This is a genomic window from Neohoeflea coraliihabitans, from assembly GCF_019334345.1.
Classification (GTDB): Bacteria; Pseudomonadota; Alphaproteobacteria; order Rhizobiales; family Rhizobiaceae; genus Pseudohoeflea; species Pseudohoeflea coraliihabitans.
In genome coordinates, this window is sequence record NZ_JAHWQX010000001.1 from 1143825 (window position 1) to 1161614 (window position 17790).

The following is a 17790-nucleotide window of genomic DNA, read 5'->3' on the forward strand; positions in this document are numbered from 1 at the left end:
GTGTTCCTTAGAGCGCTTCGGCGCCCGAAATAATCTCGATGAGTTCCTTGGTGATCTGCGCCTGCCGCTGGCGGTTGTAGCTCAACGACAGTTTGTCGATCATCTCGCCCGCATTGCGCGTCGCGTTATCCATCGCCGACATCTTGGCGCCCATTTCACCGGCGACATTTTCCAACAATGCCCGGAAAATCTGCACCTTCACCGAACGCGGGGCCAGATCGGCAAGAATGGCCGAGGCATCGGGTTCGTATTCATAGGCGGCAACAGCACCAGATTCCGCACCCTGCTCGATCTCCGGCGCCTTCACCGGAATGATCTGCTGTTTGGTCGGGACCTGGCTGATCACCGACTGGAACTCGGAATAGAACAAGGTGCAGACGTCAAACTCGCCGGCATCGTAGAGAGCGAAGACCTTGCCGGCCACCAGTTCGGCCTCGGCAAAGCTCATGCGCTTGACCTCGCGGAATGTGATCCGCTCGATGATCAGGCTGGCGAATTCGCGGCGCAGGATATCGTAGCCCTTCTTGCCGACACACATGATCTTGACCGTCTTGCCTGCTGCGAGCAGCTGGCGGATGTGATCACGTGCATGCCGGGCGATCGCCGAATTGAAACCGCCGCACAGCCCGCGCTCGGCGGTCGCGACGATCACCAGATGCGTGTCGTCCTTGCCGGTGCCGGTCATGATGGCCGGGGCATCGTCGCCCCCACCCACGGCCTGGGCGATGTTGGCCATCACCGAAGCCATGCGTTGGGAATACGGCCGGGCGGCTTCCGCCGCCTCCTGCGCCCGCCGAAGCTTCGCCGCGGCAACCATCTGCATTGCCTTGGTGATCTTCTGCGTCGCCTTGACGGAGGCGATCCGGTTCTTCAGATCCTTGAGTGAAGGCATCCGTTACTGGTCCTTGCGGTCTGTTCGCCTCAGGCGAAGGTCTTGGCGTAGGTGTCGATGGTGTCGGTCAGTTTCGACTTGATCTCATCGGTGAGCGCCTTCTCGGTGCGGATGGCCTCGAGAATGTCCTTGCCCTCGCCACGCATATAGGCCAGCAGGCCCTGCTCGAATTTCTGCACCTGATCGAGGGCGATCTTGTCGAGATAGCCGTTGACGCCGGCATAGATCACCGCCACCTGCTCCTCGGTCTTCAGCGGCGAGAACTGCGGCTGCTTGAGAAGCTCGGTTAGGCGGGCGCCGCGGTTCAGGAGCCGCTGCGTGGCGGCATCGAGATCGGAACCGAACTGTGCAAATGCCGCCATCTCGCGGTACTGCGCCAGTTCCCCCTTGATCGAGCCGGCAACCTGCTTCATCGCCTTGATCTGCGCCGAGGATCCAACGCGCGACACCGACAGGCCGACGTTCACCGCCGGGCGGACACCCTGGTAGAACAGGTCGGTTTCCAGGAAGATCTGGCCATCGGTGATCGAGATGACGTTGGTCGGAATGAACGCCGACACGTCATTGCCCTGGGTTTCGATGACCGGCAGCGCGGTCAGCGAACCGGCGCCATTGTCCTCGTTCAGCTTGGCGGCACGCTCCAAAAGGCGCGAGTGCAGATAGAACACGTCACCCGGATAGGCTTCGCGGCCCGGAGGACGGCGCAGGAGCAGCGACATCTGACGGTAGGCGACGGCCTGCTTGGACAGATCGTCATAACCGATCAGCGCATGCTGGCCGTTGTCGCGGAAATACTCGCCCATTGCACAGCCGGCAAAAGGCGCCAGGAACTGCATCGGCGCCGGATCGGAGGCCGTTGCAGCGACGATGATCGAATAGTCGAGCGCGCCGCGCTCCTCGAGCACCTTGACGAACTGCGCCACGGTCGAGCGCTTCTGACCGATAGCGACATAGACGCAGAACAGCTTGTCCGCTTCCGGACCGTTATCATGAATCGGCTTCTGGTTGAGGAAGGTGTCGAGCAGAATGGCGGTCTTGCCGGTCTGGCGGTCGCCGATGACCAGTTCGCGCTGGCCGCGGCCAACCGGGATCAGCGCATCGATGGCCTTCAAGCCGGTCGACATCGGCTCATGCACCGACTTGCGCGGCATGATGCCCGGCGCCTTGACGTCGACACGGGCCCGCCGCGTCGCGTTGATCGGACCTTTGCCGTCGATCGGATTGCCGAGCGCGTCGACGACGCGGCCGAGCAGTTCGGGGCCAACCGGCACGTCCACGATGGCACCAGTCCGCTTGACGGTGTCACCCTCTTTGATGTCGCGGTCAGCACCGAACAGCACGACGCCGACATTGTCGCTTTCCAGGTTCAGGGCCATGCCCCGGATGCCACCGGGGAATTCGACCATTTCGCCCGCCTGGACGTTGTCGAGCCCGTATACGCGAGCAATACCGTCACCGACGGACAGAACCTGACCGACTTCCGAAACTTCAGCTTCACTGCCGAAATTTTTAATCTGGTCTTTGAGAATTGCGGAAATTTCCGCGGCGCGGATGTCCATCAGCCAACCTCTTTGAGTGCGTGCTTAAGGGTGGAAAGCTTCGTGCGAAGCGATGTGTCGATCTGGCGGGAGCCAACCTTGACCACGAGACCGCCGAGCAAGGCCGGATCCACCGTAACACGGGTGGAAACCTTTTTGCCGGTGGCGCTCGACAAGGTCGAAGCCAGTTCCTGCTCCTGTGCCGACGACAGCGCGTGAGCTGAACGCACATAGGCGGTCACCTCGCCGCGCTCCCGCGCCACGATCTGGTGGTAGGCGGCCATGATGCCAGGCAAGACGTCAAGTCGTCCGTTCCTGGCGACCACCTTGAGAAAATTGCCGGACAGCGGACCGAGGCCGGATTTGGCAACAATGGCCGAAATTGCGCCGAACTGATCGTCCGAGGCGAAGACCGGGCTGGAGATCAGCCGCTTCAGTTCGTCGTTGCCTTCGATCAGGGCATTGAACTGGTCGAGATCCTTGGCAACGGCATCGATGGCATTGTCTGCAGACGCCAGTTCGAAAAGCGACGATGCATAGCGTTCGGCAACACCGGAAATTCGCTGCGATTGTTCGGCCACGGGCGGGTTTTTCCCTCGTTTCTGTTCAGGGTCTCGCCGACGCTCCGGAGTGAGTCTGGCAAAATCCTGATTTCATTACGTAATTTTTTGAGGCTGTGCGGCCATTCGGCTGCTTTTTCCCAAAATTCGCGGTTCGTCTAGCATAGAGCGGTGGGACTCGCAACACGCTGCGAGCCGGTTATCCGCTTCCCTTCGGGTCCCGATGCTATCGCTTTCGCGCCGCCCCTGGGCCGGCTTGATCCGCAGGCACTGCATGCAGAGCTCAGCCGGTTACATCACACTCACGGCATAGAGCAATGGTGCGGCGGCTAGGGCGGCCTCGATGCACACGGAAATCAGGTTGAACAGCGTCAGTCCGCGATCGAACAGCATCGACATCAGCCGGCCGAGCGCGGTAAATCCCCAGCCGGCACCAAGCGCGATGTAGAGCAGCGGCTGCGCGAACACGATCGCACACAATCCCACCCCGAGATAAAAGCCGGCCATCGTGCCGCGTCCTTCGGCCACAGCTTCCGGATGGCGCGGCACCGTCTGGATGCGCAGGATTCGAAATGACAGCCGCGGCGCAACCAGCAGCAGCAGGCCGAAAAAGATTGTCACGAGCGCTGAAACCCAGGCCAGCAACTCGCTGGTTTCGCTCGGGACATAAAATGAAAGCATCGCGGTTCCCCTATCGACAAGTCGCGGCGCGAACCCCCGTTCGCAATGACACCCGACGACGGCTCACCTGCCACCGATCGGTCCTTCGATATTACCCGTTTAGCATGCTCGCCGCCGGCATCAAGGCCGCGTCGCGCCGCCGGCGCTGAAATCAGTTCATCGCCTCCGTCAGCCTTCATCAGCGCAAGCGGGAGGCTCGTCAATCGCGCAAAAAGCCCCGAATGGTGCGCGCCGCACCGCGCGCTTCCACCGCCGCCTCGCGCACCAGCCCGTCAAAATGCTCGGTCAGCGCCTGCACTTGCCGGCTCTCGCGATAGACCAGATACACCTGTCCGACATATACAGCGGCCAGCAGCCGGCCAAACACGGTAATCGGCGCTGAAAAAACCTTGCGCGAATCGTACATGTAGAGCCGCAGCGACGGATAGAGTTCGGCGCAGCGACCGGCCATGAACTCCACTTGCGCACGCCGCGTCTCAGGGTCGATGCCCTGCCAGTAGCCCTCTCCCTGCGCCAGGGCACGCACCAGGTCGATCGGCACACAGATCTCGTAGTCCGAGCCCGGTGCCTGCATCCAGTTGATCGTATCGCGCATCGTCTCGCGGGCCTGGCTTGGCGTCTTGTCGAGAAAGGCCGCATATTCCCAGTCGAGCAAAGCCTCTGTCTTCAGCATGTCCGGCAAGGTCGCCGGCACGTGCCGGATCTTGCTGCCGGCCGCCTCCTGGTGCCAGGCAAGGATCTGATCGTCAGAGGGCGTTCGAGCAGCCGTTTCCATCCGCAGACTGGTTGAGAGGACCTCGGCAGCAGACTCCGGGCGGTCGGACAGGCCGAGAAGCCAATCGACGCTGACACCCAGGGCCGCTGCGCATTCCGCAACCAGATGCGCATTCGGCATGCGCAGCTCATCCCCGGCAAGCAATTGCGCGATCGTCGAGCGATCAACCCCGGCCTGGCGTGCCAGGCCGCTGCGGCTGATGCCGCGCTCGTTCAAGCGTTGCGCCAGCCGCGACCGAAAAAGGGAAGCTCGCATCTCTTTTTGCATTGTTTTGTTTTATACCCACTGTGGTTTTTTTTCAACATTACAGTTTTTCTGCAGCAAAAATACAGAATTCCCGCGATCGTTGAGTGATGCTACGCCACAGTCGACCCATTTTCAGGAAAGGACCCGTTACGTGACCGAATCGCCTGCCCGCACGCTCGTCAAAGCGCTCAGTTGGCAAGCTCTCGGGGTGATTACCACCGCTGCGCTCGCCTGGATGTTTACCGGCTCAATCACCGCCGGAGTGTCCCTTGCCCTGTCGTCGGCACTCAGCGGCACCGCGTTCTTCTTTCTCCACGAACGCCTTTGGCAGCGCGTTCGCTGGGGCCGCTGAGCCTTGGGCTTGGCCGTGCAATGCCGACCACTTGAATCCCCTGCCATCGGCATCTGACACGTAGAGCGGGAGATTTATTACGTTGCGCCAGTCTTCTGGTCATAAATAGCGTCATGATGTCCGTCTCCGCCCACCGCGCAACCGATTTGCCCCGGCGCAACTGGGGGCCGTGGCAGCTGCAGGGCGCTGTGACTGCGCTTTTCGCCCATCCCGGCCATGAGCTGTTCATCCTCACCCTGCTGTCGGACTGTGGCGCGACCATCAATTGCGTGTCGGATGGATCGGGCGGCGCCGCTGCAGATCGCTCGGCCATCTCTCGGGACCTGATGTCAGCGTGCGGCTGCAGTCTGGGTCCCGTCCACGCCGAAATCGTGCGAAAGGAACGACAGCACGACCACGGCCTCGACCGTCTGGAGGACCTCTACGCCCAGATCCTGTCCAACTGAGGGGCGTGCCGCACTCTACAGAAAGCTTTGCGGATCAATATCCAGCTGCACGTGGATCGCGCCGCGCGGCTTGGGGGCCGCCGCCGCCATCGCCCGCAGGAAACCCTGAATGTCGCTTTGCCGGTCCCCATGCACCAGCAGCCGAAACCGGTGCCGGCCCCGAATCAACGCCAGCGGCGCTTCCGCCGGGCCGAGCACCGATACGTCCGAGCTTGCCGGCGCCGCATTCCGCAGAGCCCGCGCATGGCTCTCCGCTGCGGCCCGGTCCGGCGCCGAGATGATCACCGCAGCCAGCCGTCCGAAGGGCGGCAGCAAGGCTTTGCGCCGCTCATCCGTTTCACGCTCGTAGAAGGCTTCGGGATCGCCCGAAACGATCGCCTGCATTACCGGATGCACCGGCTGATAGGTCTGGATAAGACCGCGGCTGGCCAACCCGCTGCGTCCCGCGCGACCGGTAACCTGCGACAGCAGCTGATAGGTGCGTTCGGCAGCGCGCGGGTCGCCATTGGCCAGGCCAAGATCGGCATCGACCACGCCCACCAGCGTCATGTTCGGAAAGTTGTGCCCCTTGGCGACCAGTTGCGTGCCGATGATGATGTCCGCCTCGCCACGCGCGATCGCCTCCAGTTCGATGCGCAGACGCCGCGTTCCTCCGGCCATGTCTGACGACAGGACGATCGTTCGCGCCTCGGGAAAGTGGCGGTCGACCTCTTCGGCGATGCGTTCGATGCCGGGGCCGCAAGCCACGAGATGATCAAGCGTGCCGCATTCCGGACAGGCCTGTGGCACGGGCTCGCCATGACCGCAGTGATGACACTGCAACTGGTTGCGAAACCGATGCTCGACCAGCCAGCTGGAACAGTCTGGACACTGGAAACGATGGCCACACACTCGGCACAGGGTCAGCGGTGCATAGCCGCGCCGGTTGAGGAACAGCAGCGATTGCTCTTTTTTCTGCAGGGTCTCAGCGATCGCCTCGACCAGCACCGGCGACAGAAAGCCGCCCCGCGCCGGCGGATTTCGGCGCATGTCGATCAGCGTCAGGTCCGGCAGGCGCGCCTCGGCGAAACGCGAGGGCAGACGCAGCGAGCCGTAGCGCCCCGACGCCGCGTTCACCCGCGTCTCGATCGACGGTGTCGCCGAGGCAAGGATCACCGGGATATCGCAGATCCGCGCCCGCACCACCGCCATGTCGCGGGCATTGTAGTAGGCGCGGTCCTCTTGCTTGTAGGCCGGGTCGTGCTCCTCATCGACGACGATCAACCCCAGATCGCGAAACGGCAGGAACAGCGCCGAGCGGGCCCCGGCAACCACACGGACATCGCCGGTCACCACTTGCCGCCAGACTTTCTCACGCTGCCGCGGCGAGACGTCCGAATGCCATTCCGCCGGCCGGGCGCCGAAGCGGTCGTGAAAGCGGTCGAGAAACGCGGCCGTCAGGGAGATTTCCGGCAGCAGGATCAGCACCTGCCGGCCCTGCCGCACCGCTTCCGCAACGGCCTCGAAATACACTTCCGTCTTGCCCGAACCGGTCACGCCGTCGAGCAAGGATGGCTTGAACCCGCTTTCTCTGACATCGTCACGCACCAGTTCGGCAACGTCACGCTGTTCGCCCGACAGCGCCGTCTCGGCATAGTTCGGATCCGGCACGGCCACGACGGGAGGCGCCGGCAACATCACGCTTTCGAAGATGCCCTGCGCCACCAGGCCGTCGATGACGCTGGCCGACACGCCGGCCGCATGCGCCAACCCGGCTTTCGTCCAAGCCGCACCATCCCCGGCCTGAGCCAGGACCCGTCGGCGCGCCGGAGTGGTTCGTTCCGGCTCACGTCCGGTCCATCGCAGGGCCGCGACAGGTGGTTCCGGCTCGAACGCCGCCGGTGCCCGCAATGCCATCCGCGCCACCAGGCCGGGCGGCGTCAGCGTATAGCGTGCCACCCAGTCGATGAAGGCACGCATCGGGGCATCGAGCGGCGGACAGTCGAACACTTTGAGGATTGGCCGCAATTTTTTCGGATCGACCTGGTCTGCTGGCCCCTCCCAGACAACGCCAGGAACCTTTCGCGGCCCGAGCGGGATCTGGACAATCTGCCCCGGTGCGACATCTTGCCCCTCAGAAACCATGTAGGAAAAAGCGCGGTCGACCGGCATGGGAACGAGGACGGGCACCGCTTTGCCCGGCCTTGCCGTCCTACGGCCCGTATCGGTGTCGCTTGATCTCGGAGCAGTCGGCGACTGAACCGCCTCGGCCTCGCTCCCGGGCGGGATTAATGGAATTTGCTGCGAATCTCTGGCCATGGATCGTGACCTTGCCCGTGCGATGGTTTAAAGGAAAGCCGCAAATCGGCTCATGTCGGGAAGGACCCGGCGCAAAGATGGATGGAGCAATACATGAAATTCTTTGTCGATACGGCGGACGTTGCTGAAATCCGCACGCTCAACGAGTTGGGGCTGATCGACGGCGTGACGACCAATCCCTCGCTCATCCTTAAATCCGGCCGCAACATCACCGAAGTGACCAAGGAGATCTGCGACATCGTCAAGGGTCCGGTCTCCGCCGAAGTCACCGCGGTCGAGTATGAGCAGATGATCCGCGAAGGCGAGGTGCTCGCCAAGATCGCCTCCAACATCTGCATCAAGCTGCCGCTGACCCTCGATGGCCTGCGCGCTTGCCGCACGCTGACCGGTGATGGCCACAAGGTCAATGTGACCCTGTGCTTCTCGGCCAACCAGGCGCTGCTGGCCGCCAAGGCCGGCGCCACATTCATCTCGCCCTTTATCGGCCGCCTCGACGACATGTCGATCGATGGCATGGACCTGATTCGTGAGATCCGGCAGATCTACGACAATTACGGTTTCCAGACCGAAATTCTGGCCGCCTCGATTCGCACCGTCAATCATGTGCGCGAAGCGGCACTGATCGGCGCCGACGTCGCCACCGTGCCGCCGGCCACGATCAAGGCGTTGGTCAAGCACCCGCTGACCGACAAGGGTCTCGAGCAGTTCCTGGCCGACTGGGAAAAGACGGGTCAGACCATCGCCTGACCGCTCGGCCGCCTTTATGATCGAGGCGGTTTTCGGCCGCCTCCTTCATTCCGCTTGCCGCGGAAGCAGGCGCAGCCGCATGATGAGCGCGATCCCGGAGACAACCGCATGGCTGCTGGGCGCAATCCTTACTATTCCGGGCCGAAGAGCGCCCATTTCGATGGACAGCGTTTTTACAACCCCGAGGGCGCCGGCCCGAAGGGGCTGCGCGATTTGCTGCGTTGGCAGCTTACCGAAAAGCGCGCGCGATGGCCGCGCCAACTCGCCAATGGCGAGCCGCCTCCGGCGCCGCTTCCGCGAATCGCAGCCGATGATCTGCGCGTAACAATGATTGGCCACGCCACGCTCTTGATCCAGACTGCGGGGCTCAACATTCTCACCGACCCGGTCTGGTCGGATCGGGTCAGCCCGCTGTCGTTCCTCGGACCGACACGGCGCCGATTGCCTGGTATCGCTTTCAATAAGCTGCCGCCGATCGATCTCGTTCTGCTCACCCACAACCACTATGACCATCTCGACCTCAACACGCTGGCACGCCTCAAGGCCAAGCACGATCCGCAGGTGATCACGCCGCTCGGCAACGAGACGATCATTGCCGCGAAGGTGCCGGACATGAGGGTCGCAACGGGCGACTGGGATGACACCGTCCACTGCGGCCCGCTCACGGTTCATTTCGAACCCTGCCATCACTGGTCCGCGCGCGGCATACGCGACCGCTCGATGGCCCTGTGGTCCGCCTTTACCCTGGAAACCGCGACGCGACGCGTATTCCACGTCGGCGACACCGGCTTCGACAATGGCAGACCTTACCAACGGGCGCGTGCCAAGCATGAACGCTTCGATCTGGCGATCCTGCCGATTGGTGCCTTCGAGCCACGCTGGTTCATGCGCGATCAGCATCAGAACCCGGAGGAAGCGCTCGCGGGACTCAAGATCCTCGGTTGTCCCTTTGCCCTCGGCCACCACTGGGGCACCTTTCAACTGACCAGCGAAGCGGTGAATGAACCAGTGGAACGGCTTGAAAAGGCGCTTTCCAGCGATTCGCGCGGCTCGGTCGCGGCCGCGATGCAGCGCCAGTTCCGCACCTTGCTCCCAGGCGAGGCATGGGATGTGCCGCTGTCTTCCGGGCGCGACTGAGAGCGTCGATGGAACCGCCGGGCCAGTCATGCGTTGCAGAATTGCACCACTTATTCCATCAGGAGGCGGAACATCATGATCAAATGGATTCTTATTCTTCTTGTCGTCGCGGCCATTGCCGGCCTGCTTGGCTTTAATTCGATCTCCGGAGCCGCGCTGACGGGCGCCAAGATCCTGATTGCCATTGCCCTGATCCTCTTCCTGCTGGTGCTCTTCGGGGTCTTTGCCATCGCGTGACCGGCGTCTGATCGTGCCCGCATCCGGCAAAGATGGACGGGGCACCGCTGCTTCCGGAATGTGGAAGTGAGCCCGGACCAGGCTGCCATCGGACAATCGGTGGCAGGCTGGTAATCTCCGGCGCTTTCCGCCATATAGCGCGCATGAACACTTGCGTCGCTTTTGCCCGGATGAACGGGTTGGGAAATGAGATTCTCGTGGTCGACATGCGCGGCCGCGACGGTTCCGTCGCGCCGGCAGCAGCCCGTGCCCTCGCTGCCGATCCGGCCACCCGTTTCGATCAGATCATGGCAGTTCACGACGCCCGTAGCGACGAGAGCGATTATCGCATCGAGATCCTCAACAGTGACGGCTCGGAGGCAGAAGCATGCGGCAATGGCACACGCTGCGTGGTTCAGGCTCTGGCAGCAGAGACCGGCCGCAAGTCCTTTTCCTTCGACACGCGCGCTGGCCGGGTCAGCGCCCTGGAACTGGAGGACGGGCGCATCTCCGTCGACATGGGGATTCCCGCTTTCCGCTGGGACCAGATTCCGTTGAGCGAAGAATTCGCCGATACGCGCGCCATCGAGTTGCAGGCCGGGCCGATCGATGCGCCGATTCTGCATTCGCCGTCGGTTGTGTCCATGGGCAACCCACATGCGATTTTCTGGGTCGATAAAGATATCTGGGACTACGATCTTGCCCGGCTTGGCCCGATGCTGGAACAGCATCCGATCTTTCCCAATCGCGCCAACATCACCATCGCCCGGCCGCGCGACGCCAACACCATCGAGATTCGAACCTGGGAGCGGGGCGCCGGTCTGACCCGGGCCTGCGGCTCGGCCGCCTGTGCAGTGGCCGTCAGCGCCGCCCGCACCGGCCGCGCCGGCCGTTCTTCGACGATCATTGTTCCCGGCGGACCTCTGGCACTCGAATGGCGCGATGACGATCACGTCATCATGACGGGGCCTGCCGAATGGGAATGGGCTGGCCGACTCGATCCCTCTAGCGGTGACTGGCAGCGCCTGGAGGAACCGGTTTGACCGCTGCAAAACAGCCTGTCGACACGCTGACCTTCGGCTGCCGTCTCAACATCTACGAAACCGAGGCGATGCGCCGTGCCGCCGATGAGGCCGGCCTAAAAGACGCGCTCCTCGTCAACACCTGCGCGGTGACGGCAGAGGCCGTGCGCCAGGCGCGCCAGCAAATCCGCCGGGCCCGGCGTGCCAATCCGCAACAGCGCATCGTCGTCTCCGGCTGTGCGGCCCAGACCGAACCGCAGACATTTGCCACCATGCCCGAAGTCGACGCCGTTATTGGCAACGATCTCAAGACGGCAAGCGAGACCTATCGCAACCTGCCTGACTTCGGCGTCGCCGACAGCGAGAAAATCCGCATCAACGACATCATGAGCATCCGCGAGACCGCCCCGCAGATGGTGGAGGCGATCGAACATCATTCCCGCGCCTTCGTTCAGGTGCAAAATGGCTGTGATCATCGGTGCACCTTCTGCATCATTCCCTTCGGCCGCGGCAATTCACGCTCGGTGCCGATGGGCGCCGTGATCGATCAGGTCGCCCGCCTCGTGGACAACGGCTATTGCGAGATCGTTCTGACCGGCGTCGACGCCACCAGCTACGGCGCCGATCTGCCCGGCACCCCGACGCTCGGGCAGCTGGTTCGCACTGTCTTGCGGCAGGTTCCGGGATTAAAGCGCCTGCGCCTGTCTTCGATCGATTCGATCGAGATCGACCCGACCCTGCGCCAGGTGATTGCCGATGAGCCGCGTTTCATGCCCTATCTGCATCTGTCCCTGCAGCATGGCGACGATCTCATTCTCAAGCGTATGAAGCGCCGTCACAACCGCGCCGACGCGATCCGCGTGGCCGAAGACTTGCGCGCCCTCCGCCCCGACATCGCTTTCGGCGCCGATCTGATCGCCGGCTTTCCCACCGAAACGGAGGCGCGATTCATGCAGTCGCTGCACCTGATCGAGGAGGTCGGAATCGCCTTTCTGCATGTGTTTCCTTACTCGCCGCGGCCGGGCACACCCGCTGCCCGCATGCCGCAACTGGCCCGGCCACTGATCAAGGAACGTGCCGCCCGGCTGCGCACCGCCGGAGCCGCCTATTACCGGCAGCATCTGGATCGCATGGCGGCTGCCGGCGAGGTGGAAGCGCTGGTGGAAACCGGCGGCATCGCCCGCACTGCCAATTTCACCCCGTTGCGTGTGCCGCCCGCCTGGCCGCGCGGCTTGCGGACAGTCCGCCTTGCCGGCCACGCCGACGGGTCCCTGTTAAGCCGCGATGTCGCACAACCCGCCCCTTGTGCCCAGGATAGTCTGTCATGGCCATGAACTTCATCAGGAAGGTCTTTTCCTTCGGCAAGAAGGACGGGCCTGCAGCCTCCGATGCACCGGCACCCGCGGCCGACACCAATGCTCCGCAACCGGACCAGGAGGTCACTTCACCGCAGCTCTCGGACAGCGAGAATGCAACCCAGCCGCCTGCCACTGAGACCCCCGCCCCCGACGCGCACTTCCCAACCGAAGGGGCCATGCAGTTCACACCGGAAACGCTGCCGGCTGACGATGTCGCTGACGACACGTCGCCGGAGACAGGTGAAGCAGGCAAGCACGACGATGAAGTGCGCGCGTCTCACTTCTCTACCCCGCCGCCGATGACCGAACAGACTGGCGGCGAGCCACCGCCGCTGCCGGTCAGCTCTGAGACCAAGCCCGAACCGGAGCCTGGCGCGGAGCCGGCAAAGCCCGAGCAATCTGAGCCGCCCAAGCAATCCGAGCCGGCCGAGCAATCTGAATCTATGTCCGCGCCGCCGCGGCAGACCGTTTCCATCGGTGCCGAGACCGCTCCGGATCAGCCGTCACCGCCCGGCACCGGCAGCGAAGCCGCCGCCGCGAAGCCGAACTGGTGGCAGCGCCTTCGTTCGGGCCTGGCGCGCTCCTCGTCGCAGCTTTCCAATCAGGTCACGGGCATCTTCACTCGCCGCAAGCTGGATGAAGACACGCTGCAGGACCTCGAGGATGTACTGATTCAGGCTGACCTCGGCATTGAGACCGCGATGCGCATAACGGACACGCTGTCAGCAGGCCGCTACGGCCGCGACGTCTCTTCCAAGGAAGTGGCGCAGGTGATGGCCAGCGAGATCGAGAAAGTGCTGGCGCCCGTTGCCCGGCCGCTGGAACTTGATCTGTCGCACAAGCCGCATGTCATCCTTGTCGTCGGCGTCAACGGCACCGGCAAGACCACCACCATCGGCAAGCTGGCAGCAAAGCTGGCCGCTGCCGACCTGAAGGTCACCCTTGGCGCCGGTGATACATTTCGTGCCGCCGCCATCGAACAGTTGAAAATTTGGGGCGAGCGCACCAGATCAGAGGTGGTATCGACCAAACTCGGCGCCGACGCTGCCGGATTGGCCTATGAGGCTTTCGAAGTCGCGCGGAAGAACGGCTCCGACGTACTGATCATCGACACCGCCGGCCGCTTGCAGAACAAGGCCGAGTTGATGGACGAACTGGCCAAGGTGGTTCGCGTCATCGGCAAGTTGGATCCGGAAGCGCCGCATACGGTGCTGCAGACGCTCGACGCGACGACCGGTCAGAACGCGGTCAACCAGGTGGAGATCTTTCGCAATATCGCGGGGGTCAACGGGCTGGTGATGACCAAGCTCGACGGTACGGCCCGCGGCGGCATACTCGTGGCAATTGCGGCAAAACATAAACTGCCGGTTTATTTTATTGGCGTAGGAGAAGGGATCGAGGATCTCGAACCCTTTGAGGCGAAAGATTTCGCCAGCGCGATTGTGGGAGAAACAGAATGAGCCGAGATGGCACACCGATTGCCCTCGAACGGGACCCGTCCGACCCGAAGCGCAAGCATGTGAATCCCATTCTCAAGCTGGCACTTGAGCTCGGGCCGCTGCTCGTCTTCTTTTTCGGCAACGCCAAGGGAGCCTGGCTGGCTGAACAGTTTCCAATTCTCGCCGCCCTCGGCGGTCCGATCTTCGTCGGCACAGCGCTGTTCATGACGGCTGTCGCCATCGCTTTTACCATTTCCTGGATCATTACCCGGACCATTCCGATCATGCCGCTGCTGTCGGGGGCGATCGTTCTGGTTTTCGGCGCCCTCACCTTGTGGCTGCATGATGATACCTTCATCAAGGTCAAGCCGACGATCATCAATTCAATGTTCGGGGCCATCCTGCTTGGCGGGTTGTTCTTCGGAAAGTCCTTCCTCGGCTATGTGTTCGATTCGGCCTTCCGGCTCGATGCCGAGGGCTGGCGCAAGCTGACCTTCCGCTGGGGCCTGTTCTTCTTCTTCATGGCCGGCGTCAACGAAGTGATGTGGCGCAATTTCTCCACCGACATCTGGATAGCCTTCAAGGTCTGGGGAAATATGCCGATGTCGATCCTCTTCATGATGGCGCAATTGCCAATGATGAAGCGTCACGCCTTGCCCGATGAGGATGAAGTCGCTCCGGCTGAGGCCTGAGGCCGGCCGGTTGTTTATTCCCGAGGATCGATCAGAGCGGCCTGTTCGGCGATCAGTGGAAGAAGCTCGTTCTCAATCTTCGCGACCGTGAAGGGTCCGATCTGCTTGAACAGAATTGTTCCATCCGGCGCCACCAGATAGGTTTCCGGAATCCCGTAGACGCCCCAGTCAATCGATGATTGTCCGCGCGGATCGACACCGACGGCATCATAGGGGTTGCCAAGTTCACGCAGAAACCGCAGGGCGTTCTCAGGCTGATCCTTGTAGTTGATGCCGACCACCGTCACGCGCTCATCGGCGCTCAGTTGCATCAGCAGCGGGTGTTCCTGCCGGCAGGGCACACACCAGGACGCAAAAACATTCACCAGCGCCAGCCGCCCGGCGATTGCCGCGTCGCTCAGCCCGGGCACCTGAGAGCCGTCGGCCATCAGGCCGTCCAGCGGCTCGAGATCAAGTGATGGCGCCTGGGTGCCGATCAGCACCGAGGGAACTTCGCTGGCATCCTTGCCGCTTTGCAGTTGCAGCAGGAACACCGCCGCCAGCGCCGCAAAGATCAACAGCGGCAAAAAGGCCAGCAGGCGCCGGGATCGCCCCCCTCTTTCCTGTCGGGAATCCACAGTCTCAGCCGGTTTTCCCGCGTGCATGTCGTTCATGCGCCCATGCCCTCATTGCGCCCGGCTGACCGGCGGCGAATCCCCTGCGCCTCGAGCGCTGCAATCTCGGCGCGCCGCGCCCGGCCGTCCCGCCAGATCGCCAGCACCAGTCCACCGACCAGCAAGAGTGCCGCTCCGTAGGACAATGCCACATATGTTGCATGGCTCATCGGCTCTCTCCGATCTGCCGCGCGGCGTTGCGCCGCAGCACCTGGACCCGCCGGCGCAGGATCTCATTGCGCATCGCGACAAGGTGTAATGTGAAAAACAGCAGCGTGAAAGCGATCGCCATGACGAGCAGCGGCACGAGAAGCGAGGGATGTATCGTCGGCCCATCGACTCTGAGCACGCTGGCCGGCTGATGCAGGGTGTTCCACCAGTCGACCGAAAACTTGATGATCGGAATATTGATGAAGCCGACCAGCACCAGAATGGCCGACAGCCGGCCCGAACGCGCTGGATCATCAAGGGCGCGATGCAACGCGATCAGCCCCAGATACATCAAAAACAGAACGAAAAATGAAGTCAGTCGCGCATCCCACACCCACCAGGTGCCCCACATCGGCTTGCCCCACAGCGATCCCGTGATCAGCGCCAGCGCCGTGAAAACCGCGCCGATGGGTGCCGCGGCCCGCACAGACACGTCTGCAAGCGGATGCCGCCAGACCAGGGATCCGATGGCCGAAAGGGCCATCACCGTATAGCACATCATCGCCAGCCAGGCGGCCGGCACATGGATGAACATGATGCGCACCGTGCTGCCTTGCTGATAATCCTCGGGCGCCTGGAATCCGAGATAAAGCCCCACCGCCAGTGTTAGCACGGTTCCACCTGCAAGCCACGGCCCCAAGCGGTTCGACAGCGCCAGAAACCGGCTCGGATTGGCAAGACGCGTCCACCATCCGGCGGATGCTGCGATATCGCTCATGCGCTCTTATCCCTTACTCATCTGCCGGCATGCCTGATGCCCCTCTGATGAAGACTGTACCTCGATCTAAGTGGGAAATACGACGGTTTGAAGCCCGCAGAGACTGGCACCCGGCAAAGTTCGGTTCCCCAATTTCGGTTCCCAAGGTTTGGTTCCCAAGGTCGTTTCTAGGCGATAGCATGACATGCATCAATCATCTCCGCCGCCAAGGTTCAGTCCGACGAAGCCCGCAGCGCCAGCGCCGCTGCGACCGGCCCGATCACCGCAAACACCAGCGTGATGGCGCTGAGGATCAGGAACGGCGGCCAGAAGGGATCCGGATCGGTGACAGCGGCTCGCGCCGAACTGATGCCGAAGATCAGCACCGGCACGCACAGCGGCAGGATCAGCACGGACACCAGCAGTCCTCCCCGCGGCAACGATACGGCGATCGCGGCACCCGCGGCACCGACCAATGCCACTGCCGGGGTTCCGACCAGGAGCGTGGCCATCACCGCCCCCCCGGCCAGCGGTTCAACATTCATCATCAACGCCAAGAGCGGCGCTGCCACAACCAGCGGCAGACCGGTGATCACCCAGTGCGCGGCGGTCTTGACCAGGACCGTCAGCACCAGGTCGGAGAAATCCTGCAGCACGATAAGGTCCAGCCCGCCATCCTCCCGGTCCGCCTGAAACAGGCGGTCCAGGCCCAGCAGCGAGGCAAGCAGCGCGCCAATCCACAAGACCGCCGGCCCGATACGTCCGAGCAGATTCAGATCCGGCCCGACCCCGAACGGGATGACCGCGACGACGGCGAGAAAGAACATCAAGCCCAGCATTGCTGCGCCACCGGCCCGGCCGGCAAGCGCCAGATCGCGCCAGAACAGCGCCTTCACATCCAGACCTCGCCATCATCGCAGTCCGTGTCCGGCACCGCGGCCATCGCGAGATCGAATGTCTCCACACCGTCAACGCCAAGCGGCAGATGCGTGGCGGCAATCAGCAGGCCTCCATCGTCCAGATGCGCTTCAGCGAGCGCTGCGAACAGGCGGCTGGACCGCAAATCAAGTGCCGCCGTAGGCTCGTCAAGCAGCCAGAGGGGACGCCTTGTCACGAGAAGGCGCGCCACACCGATCCGCCGTTGCTGGCCGGTCGAAAGATAGCCGAACGGCAGATGCCCGATGCCCTCCAGTTCGACCGCCGCGATAGCGGCCTCAGCCGACAGGCCACCGGCGTCCCCCGACGGGTCGGAAAACGACTTCCAGAAGTCCAGATTGTCGTGAACGCTCAACTCGCGCTTCATGGCATTGCGATGGCTGAGATAATGCAGATGTTCGTGCGCAATGAGCACTGCGCCCTCATCATCGCGCAATTCGAACGTGCCGCGCGCGGCGGGGAGCAATCCGGCAAGAATGCGCAGCAAGGTCGATTTGCCAACGCCATTCTCGCCGACTATGGCCAGCCCGGCGCCGCTTTCGAGTGCGAAGCTCACGTCCTGGAACAGCGCCGTGCCGCCGCGCCCTCCGGCCAGTCCCTCGGCGATCGCTTGCATGATGTTCCCCTGATATTCGCCCGACCGTCAGGCACCCGAAGCGCTGCGCGTACCGGTCCCGCGCGCGCGCCGCGCAAAAACACAATAAGCTCTGGATCGTTCTTACGAAATTATCTATAACGCCCGCAACCACGCCAGCGGCCGGCGTGAACATCATTCAAGAGCCGAACATGACGGGAAGTCCTGTCACGGGCGGACAGCGGAAATGGCCGTACCCGCACCCTGTTTATCGATCTCGATGGACCAGGTGTTCGCCCTCGTTGCTTCGGCCGATCAGAC

At 62.9% G+C, this 17790-nt stretch carries 20 protein-coding genes; 9 read left to right on the forward strand and 11 right to left on the reverse strand.

Annotated elements, in window-relative coordinates; translation table 11 throughout:
- Positions 1-7 precede the first annotated feature (7 nt).
- The 5 genes from KY465_RS05420 to KY465_RS05440 form a co-directional block, all read right to left on the reverse strand.
- Positions 8-892 (reverse strand): F0F1 ATP synthase subunit gamma, encoded by an 885-nt coding sequence (locus KY465_RS05420; RefSeq protein WP_219200529.1) that lies wholly within the window; start codon positions 890-892, stop codon positions 8-10.
- A 29-nt stretch (positions 893-921) separates the two neighbouring features.
- On the reverse strand, positions 922-2451 hold the full coding sequence (gene atpA, locus KY465_RS05425) for a F0F1 ATP synthase subunit alpha (protein WP_219200531.1): 1530 nt from the start codon (positions 2449-2451) through the stop codon (positions 922-924).
- Positions 2451-3011 (reverse strand): F0F1 ATP synthase subunit delta, encoded by a 561-nt coding sequence (locus KY465_RS05430; protein WP_219200533.1) that lies wholly within the window; start codon positions 3009-3011, stop codon positions 2451-2453. The genes atpA and KY465_RS05430 overlap by 1 nt, the downstream gene beginning before the upstream one ends.
- 270 nt (positions 3012-3281) lie before the next feature.
- Positions 3282-3671, reverse strand: a complete 390-nt coding sequence (locus tag KY465_RS05435; protein WP_219200534.1) for an AGROH133_08824 family phage infection protein — start codon at positions 3669-3671, stop codon at positions 3282-3284.
- 199 nt (positions 3672-3870) lie between these two features.
- Positions 3871-4701 carry a helix-turn-helix domain-containing protein gene (locus KY465_RS05440; RefSeq protein WP_255561433.1) on the reverse strand — a complete coding sequence of 277 codons (831 nt, stop codon included), beginning with the start codon at positions 4699-4701 and terminating at the stop codon, positions 3871-3873.
- A 142-nt stretch (positions 4702-4843) separates the two neighbouring features.
- On the opposite strand from KY465_RS05440, the gene KY465_RS18765 reads away from it, so the two are divergent.
- Both KY465_RS18765 and KY465_RS05450 read left to right on the forward strand, forming a co-directional pair.
- A complete protein-coding gene (locus tag KY465_RS18765; RefSeq protein ID WP_219200539.1) occupies positions 4844-5044 on the forward strand; it encodes a DUF2061 domain-containing protein in 201 nt (66 codons plus the stop codon).
- 113 nt (positions 5045-5157) lie between these two features.
- The gene (locus KY465_RS05450) at positions 5158-5490 is read left to right on the forward strand and encodes a hypothetical protein (RefSeq protein WP_219200541.1); all 333 of its coding nucleotides are present in this window, start codon (positions 5158-5160) and stop codon (positions 5488-5490) included.
- Between the two features lie 15 nt (positions 5491-5505).
- On the opposite strand, the gene KY465_RS05455 is transcribed toward KY465_RS05450, so the two are convergent.
- Positions 5506-7641, reverse strand: coding sequence for a primosomal protein N' (locus tag KY465_RS05455; RefSeq protein WP_428982946.1), 2136 nt, complete (start codon positions 7639-7641; stop codon positions 5506-5508).
- A gap of 240 nt (positions 7642-7881) precedes the next feature.
- Here KY465_RS05455 and fsa point away from each other — a divergent pair, with 240 nt between their 5' ends.
- The 7 genes from fsa (at position 7882) to KY465_RS05490 (ending at position 14399) form a co-directional block, all read left to right on the forward strand.
- Complete coding sequence (gene fsa / locus KY465_RS05460; RefSeq protein ID WP_219200546.1) at positions 7882-8535, forward strand: fructose-6-phosphate aldolase; 654 nt, start codon at positions 7882-7884, stop codon at positions 8533-8535.
- 108 nt (positions 8536-8643) lie between these two features.
- On the forward strand, positions 8644-9672 hold the full coding sequence (locus KY465_RS05465; RefSeq protein WP_219200548.1) for an MBL fold metallo-hydrolase: 1029 nt from the start codon (positions 8644-8646) through the stop codon (positions 9670-9672).
- A 75-nt stretch (positions 9673-9747) separates the two neighbouring features.
- Positions 9748-9909 (forward strand): DUF1328 domain-containing protein, encoded by a 162-nt coding sequence (locus tag KY465_RS05470; RefSeq protein ID WP_219200549.1) that lies wholly within the window; start codon positions 9748-9750, stop codon positions 9907-9909.
- Positions 9910-10052: 143 nt separating this feature from the next.
- The gene (dapF, locus tag KY465_RS05475) at positions 10053-10931 is read left to right on the forward strand and encodes a diaminopimelate epimerase (RefSeq protein WP_219200551.1); all 879 of its coding nucleotides are present in this window, start codon (positions 10053-10055) and stop codon (positions 10929-10931) included.
- Positions 10932-10999: 68 nt separating this feature from the next.
- On the forward strand, positions 11000-12244 hold the full coding sequence (gene mtaB / locus KY465_RS05480) for a tRNA (N(6)-L-threonylcarbamoyladenosine(37)-C(2))-methylthiotransferase MtaB (RefSeq protein ID WP_219200779.1): 1245 nt from the start codon (positions 11000-11002) through the stop codon (positions 12242-12244).
- Positions 12235-13728, forward strand: a complete 1494-nt coding sequence (gene ftsY / locus KY465_RS05485) for a signal recognition particle-docking protein FtsY (protein ID WP_219200553.1) — start codon at positions 12235-12237, stop codon at positions 13726-13728. Before mtaB ends, ftsY begins: the two co-directional genes overlap by 10 nt.
- A complete protein-coding gene (locus KY465_RS05490; RefSeq protein WP_219200555.1) occupies positions 13725-14399 on the forward strand; it encodes a septation protein A in 675 nt (224 codons plus the stop codon). Before ftsY ends, KY465_RS05490 begins: the two co-directional genes overlap by 4 nt.
- Before the next feature lie 14 nt (positions 14400-14413).
- Here KY465_RS05490 and KY465_RS05495 read toward each other — a convergent pair whose 3' ends face one another.
- From KY465_RS05495 to ccmA, 5 genes are all read right to left on the reverse strand, one after another.
- Positions 14414-15052 (reverse strand): DsbE family thiol:disulfide interchange protein, encoded by a 639-nt coding sequence (locus KY465_RS05495; RefSeq protein WP_428982926.1) that lies wholly within the window; start codon positions 15050-15052, stop codon positions 14414-14416.
- On the reverse strand, positions 15049-15222 hold the full coding sequence (ccmD, locus tag KY465_RS05500) for a heme exporter protein CcmD (RefSeq protein WP_219200557.1): 174 nt from the start codon (positions 15220-15222) through the stop codon (positions 15049-15051). Before ccmD ends, KY465_RS05495 begins: the two co-directional genes overlap by 4 nt.
- On the reverse strand, positions 15219-15980 hold the full coding sequence (locus KY465_RS05505) for a heme ABC transporter permease (RefSeq protein WP_219200560.1): 762 nt from the start codon (positions 15978-15980) through the stop codon (positions 15219-15221). Before KY465_RS05505 ends, ccmD begins: the two co-directional genes overlap by 4 nt.
- 212 nt (positions 15981-16192) lie before the next feature.
- Entirely contained in the window at positions 16193-16855 is a 663-nt protein-coding gene (gene ccmB / locus KY465_RS05510) for a heme exporter protein CcmB (protein WP_219200561.1), read from the reverse strand.
- Positions 16852-17511, reverse strand: coding sequence for a heme ABC exporter ATP-binding protein CcmA (gene ccmA, locus KY465_RS05515; protein ID WP_219200563.1), 660 nt, complete (start codon positions 17509-17511; stop codon positions 16852-16854). The genes ccmB and ccmA overlap by 4 nt, the downstream gene beginning before the upstream one ends.
- Between the last annotated feature and the right edge of the window lie 279 nt (positions 17512-17790).

Bases quoted from the DNA above. Each gene is read 5' to 3' on its own strand.
- KY465_RS05420 (WP_219200529.1), bottom strand. From the start codon at position 892: ATGCCTTCACTCAAGGATCTGAAGAACCGGATCGCCTCCGTCAAGGCG.
- atpA (WP_219200531.1), bottom strand. From the start codon at position 2,451: ATGGACATCCGCGCCGCGGAAATTTCCGCAATTCTCAAAGACCAGATT.
- KY465_RS05435 (WP_219200534.1), bottom strand. From the start codon at position 3,671: ATGCTTTCATTTTATGTCCCGAGCGAAACCAGCGAGTTGCTGGCCTGG.
- KY465_RS05440 (WP_255561433.1), bottom strand. From the start codon at position 4,701: ATGCGAGCTTCCCTTTTTCGGTCGCGGCTGGCGCAACGCTTGAACGAG.
- KY465_RS05450 (WP_219200541.1), top strand. From the start codon at position 5,158: ATGATGTCCGTCTCCGCCCACCGCGCAACCGATTTGCCCCGGCGCAAC.
- KY465_RS05455 (WP_428982946.1), bottom strand. From the start codon at position 7,641: ATGCCGGTCGACCGCGCTTTTTCCTACATGGTTTCTGAGGGGCAAGAT.
- fsa (WP_219200546.1), top strand. From the start codon at position 7,882: ATGAAATTCTTTGTCGATACGGCGGACGTTGCTGAAATCCGCACGCTC.
- KY465_RS05465 (WP_219200548.1), top strand. From the start codon at position 8,644: ATGGCTGCTGGGCGCAATCCTTACTATTCCGGGCCGAAGAGCGCCCAT.
- KY465_RS05470 (WP_219200549.1), top strand. From the start codon at position 9,748: ATGATCAAATGGATTCTTATTCTTCTTGTCGTCGCGGCCATTGCCGGC.
- dapF (WP_219200551.1), top strand. From the start codon at position 10,053: ATGAACACTTGCGTCGCTTTTGCCCGGATGAACGGGTTGGGAAATGAG.
- mtaB (WP_219200779.1), top strand. From the start codon at position 11,000: ATGCGCCGTGCCGCCGATGAGGCCGGCCTAAAAGACGCGCTCCTCGTC.
- ftsY (WP_219200553.1), top strand. From the start codon at position 12,235: ATGGCCATGAACTTCATCAGGAAGGTCTTTTCCTTCGGCAAGAAGGAC.
- KY465_RS05490 (WP_219200555.1), top strand. From the start codon at position 13,725: ATGAGCCGAGATGGCACACCGATTGCCCTCGAACGGGACCCGTCCGAC.
- KY465_RS05495 (WP_428982926.1), bottom strand. From the start codon at position 15,052: ATGAACGACATGCACGCGGGAAAACCGGCTGAGACTGTGGATTCCCGA.
- ccmD (WP_219200557.1), bottom strand. From the start codon at position 15,222: ATGAGCCATGCAACATATGTGGCATTGTCCTACGGAGCGGCACTCTTG.
- KY465_RS05505 (WP_219200560.1), bottom strand. From the start codon at position 15,980: ATGAGCGATATCGCAGCATCCGCCGGATGGTGGACGCGTCTTGCCAAT.
- ccmA (WP_219200563.1), bottom strand. From the start codon at position 17,511: ATGCAAGCGATCGCCGAGGGACTGGCCGGAGGGCGCGGCGGCACGGCG.